We start from the raw sequence: 5,700 nt of genomic DNA, 5'->3' as shown, positions 1-5,700 counted from the left end.
CTCCCGGCACCGGGCCGCGGCGGGGCGGGCGCCCGCCGGCGCGGGCTCACCTGACGACGGCGTCCTGCGGCGCCGGGTCGTCGACGACCACCCGCAGGACGCCGGGCACCGTCCGGGCCAGGGCGGCCGCCAGCCGGTGCGAGGCCTCCGTGCGCTCCCGACCCCGGAGCCGGACGACGCCGTCGACGACCTCCACCGCCCACGACGCCGGTGCCCAGTAGTCGGCCAGGACCGTCCGGACGTCCCGCTCCACGTCGTCGTCCGGACGCGTGGCGGCGAGGAGCAGGTCCCGGCGCCCGACGACGCCCACGACGCGGGAGCCGCTGAGGACGGGGAGGGTCCGGTGGCCCAGGTCGACGAGCAGCTCGGCGGCGCGCGCCGCGTCCGACCCGGCGCGCACGGCGACCACCTCGGTCGTCATGAGGTCGGCCACCGTCCGCGCGGGCGGCTCCTCGTCGGCGAGCGGGTCCCGGCGCAGCGACGAGCGCGGGTCCGGCCCGACGCGGTGCCGCAGCAGGTCGGCGTCGGACAGCACGCCGACGAGCCTCCCCTCCTCGTCGACGACCGGGGCGGCGGACAGGTGGCGGCCGAGGAGGACCTCGGCCGCCCAGCGCACCTCGTCGTCGGGCGCGAGCACGAAGGGCGGGCTGCTCATGACCTCGCGGACGAGCACGTCACGCCCTCCCGGTCCTCGACCCGCCGCCGGCGGGCTCGGGCGGCACCACCTCCACGGGGCAGCGGCAGTCGTGGACGGCGCTCTGGCTCACCGAGCCGAGCACCGCCGAGAGCAGCCGCCCGTGGCCGTGGGTGCCGACGACCACGCGGCCCGCCCCCCGGGAGGCGTCGCGCAGCGCCCGGACGGGGTCCGCGCGCACGACGCGGGCCTCCACCTCGAGGTCGCCGTGCCGGGCGCGGACGCGCGCCAGCGCCTCGGCGCTGACCTGCTCGGCGTGCTCGCGCAGGTGCGGCAGGTGCTGCTCCGAGATCGCCCCGTAGGCGCCGATGCTGCCGGCGGCGGGCACCGACCACGCGGTGAGGACCTGCAGGGGCGCCCCGGTGCGCGCCGCGACGTCGGCCGCGACGACCAGGGCCCGGCCCGAGCTGGGCGACCCGTCCGCGCCCACCACGACGGGGCGGTCGGGGCCGGGGGTGCGCGTGGACCCGGTCCGGACCACGAGGACCGGGCACGCGGCGTGGGCGCTGGTGCCGAAGGCGGTGGACCCGAGCAGGGAGGCGCGCAGCGTCCCCCGGCCCCGGTTGCCGACGACGAGGAGCGACGCCTCGCGCGAGACGTCGACGAGGGCCCGCACCGGGTCGACCAGCCGCCACAGGGCGAGCACGGGCGTCGTCGTCAGGCGGCGGGCGGTCGCGGCGCCCTCCTCGGCCACCCGCCGGGCGTGCGCGGCGACCTGCTCGTCGAGGTCGCGCATCGCGAGGTCGGCGAGCAGCCGCTGGTCGCTGGCGGAGAAGTCCTCGGCGTGGAGGACGGTGAGCGGCGCCCCCAGGTCGCGGGCCTCACCGGCGGCCAGGACGAGCGCCTCCAGGGCGGCGGGCGAGGCGTCGTAGCCGACGACGACGGCGCCGCGCGGCGACGCCGGGCGCCTCTCCTCGGCCGGGGCCGGTGACGCCTCGGAGCGCGGGCGGGGCGTGGTGGTGGTCATGTCGCTCCTCCTCTGCGGTGCGGGTGGGGGTGCCTACGCCGGGACGGGGCCGTCCCGGCCGGTCAGCGGACGCCGGTGAGCCGCTGGGCCCGGCCCGCGGGCGGGTGGCCGGTGGGCCGGCTCGCGCAGCAGGCGCCGGTCGGCGGCGCTCGCCCTCTCCCGCGGTCAGGACCGTCCCCGCCTCCCGCCGGGCCGCCGCCCGCGCAGACGCCGCTCCGACGGCTCCCGTCCCAGGGGCCGTCGCGTCCACGGCCCGAGGCTCCGCGCGTCCCGGGCGTCTCGACAGGGGCGAAGGGCCCGGCGGGGGCGCCCGCCGGCAGGGTCCTTCGCCCCGTGCGCGGCGGCCCCGCTGCTGGTGGAGTGCTCGCGGCCGTCGACCGGCGGCCGAGGCGCCGGCCTCGGGAGGGGCGGGTGCTCGTCCCTCCACCCGGCCACCGCGTCCGGGACGGCGAGGAGGCGCGGAGGACATCGGGGACCCCGCGCCCGCCGTCCACCGACGAGGTGACCCGTCCGCGCGGGACCGCGTCGCCCGAGGAGGAGCTCGTGCCCGGATGGCAGCAGCAGGTGGTGCGCCACGTCGTCGTCGACGGCGGGGTCCTCGTCGGCGACGACGGCTCCGAGGGCGCCCGCGCGGCGCTGCGCTACGCGGCCGAGGAGGCGGTCCGGCGCCGGGCGCCGCTCCACGTCCTGCGGGCGTGGAGCCTCGCCACGGGCGAGGACCCGCCCGACGCCGAGCGCGGCTACGTCCCTCCGCTCGAGGACGTCGAGGCCGCGACGCGCGAGGTCGTGCGCCGCCGCGCCGCCGGGCTGGTCGAGGGACCAGGGCTGCCGGTGGACGACCTGCGCGTGCACGTGGCGCACGCGGCGCCCGCCCGGGCCCTCGTCGAGGCCTCGTCCGGGGCCGACGTCCTCGTCGTCGGCACCCGGGGGCGGGGCGGCTTCGCACGGCTGCTGCTGGGCTCGACGGCTGACCAGTGCGTGCGCCACGCCGCGTGCCCCGTGGTGGTCGTGCGATGAGGGCGCCGGTCGGTGACCCACGACCGTGCGACGGAGCCGGGCCCGGCGGTGGGCGTCAGCGGGTGGGCGTCAGCGGGTGCCGGCGAGCAGGAGCGCCGCCTGCGTGCGGCTCGAGACCCCGAGCCGCACGAGCAGGTGGCTCACGTAGTTCTTGACCGTCTTCTCCGCCAGCCCCATGGAGGTCGCGATCTGCCGGTTCGTGCGCCCCTCGGCGAGCAGCTGGAGGACCCGGCGCTGCTGCCGGGTGAGGTCGGCGAGCCGCTCGTCCGCCGCGAGGGGGTCCTCCAGGCGCCGGCGGACCTCGGCGACCCGCTCGGCGTCGACGAGGTCACCGCCCCGGTGGACGTGGCGCACGGCGCCGAGCAGGTCGGCCGTGCCGATCTCCTTCAGCAGGTAGCCGGCGGCGCCCGCCAGGACCGCGGCCAGGAGCGCGCGGTCGTCGTCGTAGGAGGTCAGGACCAGGCACCGCGTGCCGGGGGACGTCGAGCGGACCGTGCGGCAGACCTCCACGCCCGAGCCGTCGGGGAGCCGGGCGTCGACGAGGACCACGTCGGGACGGGACACGGTGATCTCGCGCACCGCGTCGGCCACGGTGCCGGCCTCCGCGACGACGTGGAGGTCACCGGCCGACTCCAGCAGGGCGCGCAGCCCGGCCCGGACCACCGCGTGGTCGTCCACGACCACCACGCGCGTCCCCGTCGCTGCTCCCTCCACGGCGACCTCCTCGTCGTCCAGCCGTCCACGGGGCACCGCTCGCAGGGTCCCCCGTCCCGGCGGGGACGGGAAGGGACCAAGGTCCTGCGGGGCGGGCGCTCACCGGCCGACGGCGTCGTCGGCGGGGCGGGCGCTGCCCCGGACGCCGACCGGCAGGGGCACCGACCACGACACCCGCGTGCCGCGCCCGCCGTCCACCGGGGAGGCGACCGTGCACCGCCCTCCCAGCTCCCGCGCGCGCTGCTCGAGGTTGCGCAGCCCGCTGCGGCGCCGAGCGGTGGCCGTGCCGACGCCGACGCCGTCGTCGGCGACGGTGACCTCGAGCCGGCCGCCCGGTGCGGCGAGGTGGACCGAGGCCCGGGACGCCCCCGCGTGGCGGGCGACGTTGCTCAGCAGCTCGCGCAGCGCCGCCCGGGCGCCGGCGGCCACCGCGGGGGGCAGGTCGCCCGCGGGGAAGGGCTCGTCGACGGCGAGCGAGGGCCGGGAGCCCAGGACGCCGGTGTACTCGCGGACGAGCTCCCGCGCCGTCGTCACGAGGTCGTCCGGCGGCTCCTCGTGCTCGAGGGAGAAGATCGCCTCCCGGAGCGCGCGGATGGTCGCGTCGCCCTCGGCCACGACGTCGCGCAGCTCGGCGGCGACGCCGGGGTCCGAGGAGCGCCCGGCCAGCACCGTCAGCCGCAGGCCCGCGGCGAACACCTGCTGGATGACGTGGTCGTGGAGGTCGCGGGCGATGCGCTCGCGCTCGTCGAGGAGGGCCAGGCGGCGCCGGGCCGCCACGGCCCGCTGCATCTCGAGGGCCAGGCCGACGTGCCGCGCGAAGTCGGAGGCCATGGCGCGGTCCTCCTCGTCGAAGACGGGCGCGCCGCGCCGGCGCAGCAGCGCGAGCGCCCCCGGGCGGGCCGCGGCGCCCACCCGGGGCAGGCGCACGAGCAGCGCCGGGCCGTCGGGCATGCCCGGCACCTCGGCGACGAGGCCCTCGGCGACCAGGCCGGACGTCACCAGGTCGTCGACGAGGACGTCCTCGTCGACCTCGAGCACGCGGCCGACGAGGGAGCCCTCCCGCGGCCACGCCGTGCCGAGCAGGCGGTCGCCCGCCCCGCCGTCCGCGGCCACGAGCTGCAGGGCCGCGGGGTCGTCGGGGTCGACGACGAGCACGCTCCCCAGGTCGGCCCCCGCCGCCCGTCGCGCGTGCCGCGCGACCTGCGCGAGCGAGGCCGCCTCCTCGAGCAGCAGGTCCTGGACGACGTCCGCGGACGCGCGCAGCCACCGCTGGCGGCGCTCGGCGACGTCGAGGAGCCGGGCGTCGGAGATGACGACGCCGGCGGCGGAGGCCATCGCCACGAGGAGCTCCTCGTCCTCGGCGGTGAAGGGGACGGGCCGGCCGCCGTCCTGCTTGTCGGTGAGGTAGAGGTTGCCGAAGACCTCGCCGCGCACCCGGACGGGGGCGCCGAGGAAGGTGCGCATGGGCGGGTGCCCGGGCGGCAGGCCGATGGAGGCCGGGTGCGCCGTGAGGTCGGGCAGGCGCAGAGGCCTGGGGTGGTCCACGAGGTGGCCGAGGAGGCCCTCGCCCCGGGGGAGGTGCCCGATGCGGGCCGCCGTCCGCTCGTCGACGCCGACCGTCACGAACTGGACGAGGCGCTCGCCGGCCCCGACCACGCCCAGGGCGCCGTACCGCGCGCCGACGAGCTCGCACGCGACCTCGACGAGCCGCCGGAGCAGCTCGGGCAGGGGGACGTCGGCGCCCAGGTCGCGCAGCGAGACGAGCAGCCGGCGCAGGCGGTCGTCGGCGCTCGCCGGCGAGGGGCGCGGCGACGCCCGACCGGCGTCCTCCACCGTGCGGTCCGTCGTCGTCACGGACGTCCTCCCTCCACCGCCTCACCCCGTCGGCCTCCCGGCCGACGTCGCCGGCCGGGCCGCGGTCCGGCCGTCCGCCGGCTCGTGGACGCATCCTGGCGCGGCGGCGGCCCCGCAGGGAGGCGACCGGTGGTCCTCCGCGCCCGGCGGCGCGTCAGACCGGCAGCTCGCGGGCCGGGACGAGCCGGTCGAGCAGCGCCAGCAGCGCGCCGTCCGCCCCCGGCGCGGCGAGGACCTGCAGCCCGACGGGGAGGTCCCCGGCGCGCCCCCACGGCAGCGTGAGGGCGGGCGCACCGACGACCGCCGCCGGCGCCAGCAGCCGGTCGGTGGCGAGGAGGGCGTCCTCGCCGGAGGACCCGGCGGCCTCGCCGGGGACGACGGCGGGGGCCGGCCCGGCGGTCGCGGGCAGGCACAGGAGCCGCCCGCCGGCCAGCAGGGCTGCCGTGCGCGCCCG

6 protein-coding genes are annotated in these 5,700 nt (G+C 79.7%); 1 reads left to right on the top strand and 5 read right to left on the bottom strand.

Going from position 1 to position 5,700, the window contains the following annotated elements; translation table 11 throughout:
• Positions 1–46 precede the first annotated feature (46 nt).
• Together HLB09_RS12130 and HLB09_RS12125 are read right to left on the bottom strand one after the other, a co-directional pair.
• Entirely contained in the window at positions 47–673 is a 627-nt protein-coding gene (locus HLB09_RS12130; protein ID WP_171203623.1) for a CBS domain-containing protein, read from the bottom strand.
• A gap of 1 nt (position 674) precedes the next feature.
• On the bottom strand, positions 675–1,661 hold the full coding sequence (locus HLB09_RS12125; protein WP_171203622.1) for a universal stress protein: 987 nt from the start codon (positions 1,659–1,661) through the stop codon (positions 675–677).
• 543 nt (positions 1,662–2,204) lie between these two features.
• Here HLB09_RS12125 and HLB09_RS20045 point away from each other — a divergent pair.
• Positions 2,205–2,678 (top strand): universal stress protein, encoded by a 474-nt coding sequence (locus HLB09_RS20045; protein ID WP_212770987.1) that lies wholly within the window; start codon positions 2,205–2,207, stop codon positions 2,676–2,678.
• 69 nt (positions 2,679–2,747) lie between these two features.
• On the opposite strand, the gene HLB09_RS12115 is transcribed toward HLB09_RS20045, so the two are convergent.
• The 3 genes from HLB09_RS12115 to HLB09_RS12105 form a co-directional block, all read right to left on the bottom strand.
• Entirely contained in the window at positions 2,748–3,392 is a 645-nt protein-coding gene (locus HLB09_RS12115) for a response regulator (protein ID WP_171203621.1), read from the bottom strand.
• Between the two features lie 99 nt (positions 3,393–3,491).
• Complete coding sequence (locus HLB09_RS12110) at positions 3,492–5,246, bottom strand: GAF domain-containing sensor histidine kinase (protein ID WP_171203620.1); 1,755 nt, start codon at positions 5,244–5,246, stop codon at positions 3,492–3,494.
• Positions 5,247–5,400: 154 nt separating this feature from the next.
• Positions 5,401–5,700 (bottom strand): amidase family protein (locus HLB09_RS12105; protein WP_212770986.1); only part of this gene is annotated, 300 nt, incomplete at its 5' end.

Source organism: Pseudokineococcus marinus, from assembly GCF_013004605.1.
Taxonomy (GTDB): Bacteria; Actinomycetota; Actinomycetes; order Actinomycetales; family Quadrisphaeraceae; genus Pseudokineococcus; species Pseudokineococcus marinus.
The sequence above is the reverse complement of the archived record's forward strand: the minus strand, read 5'-3'. Positions and strand labels throughout refer to the sequence as shown.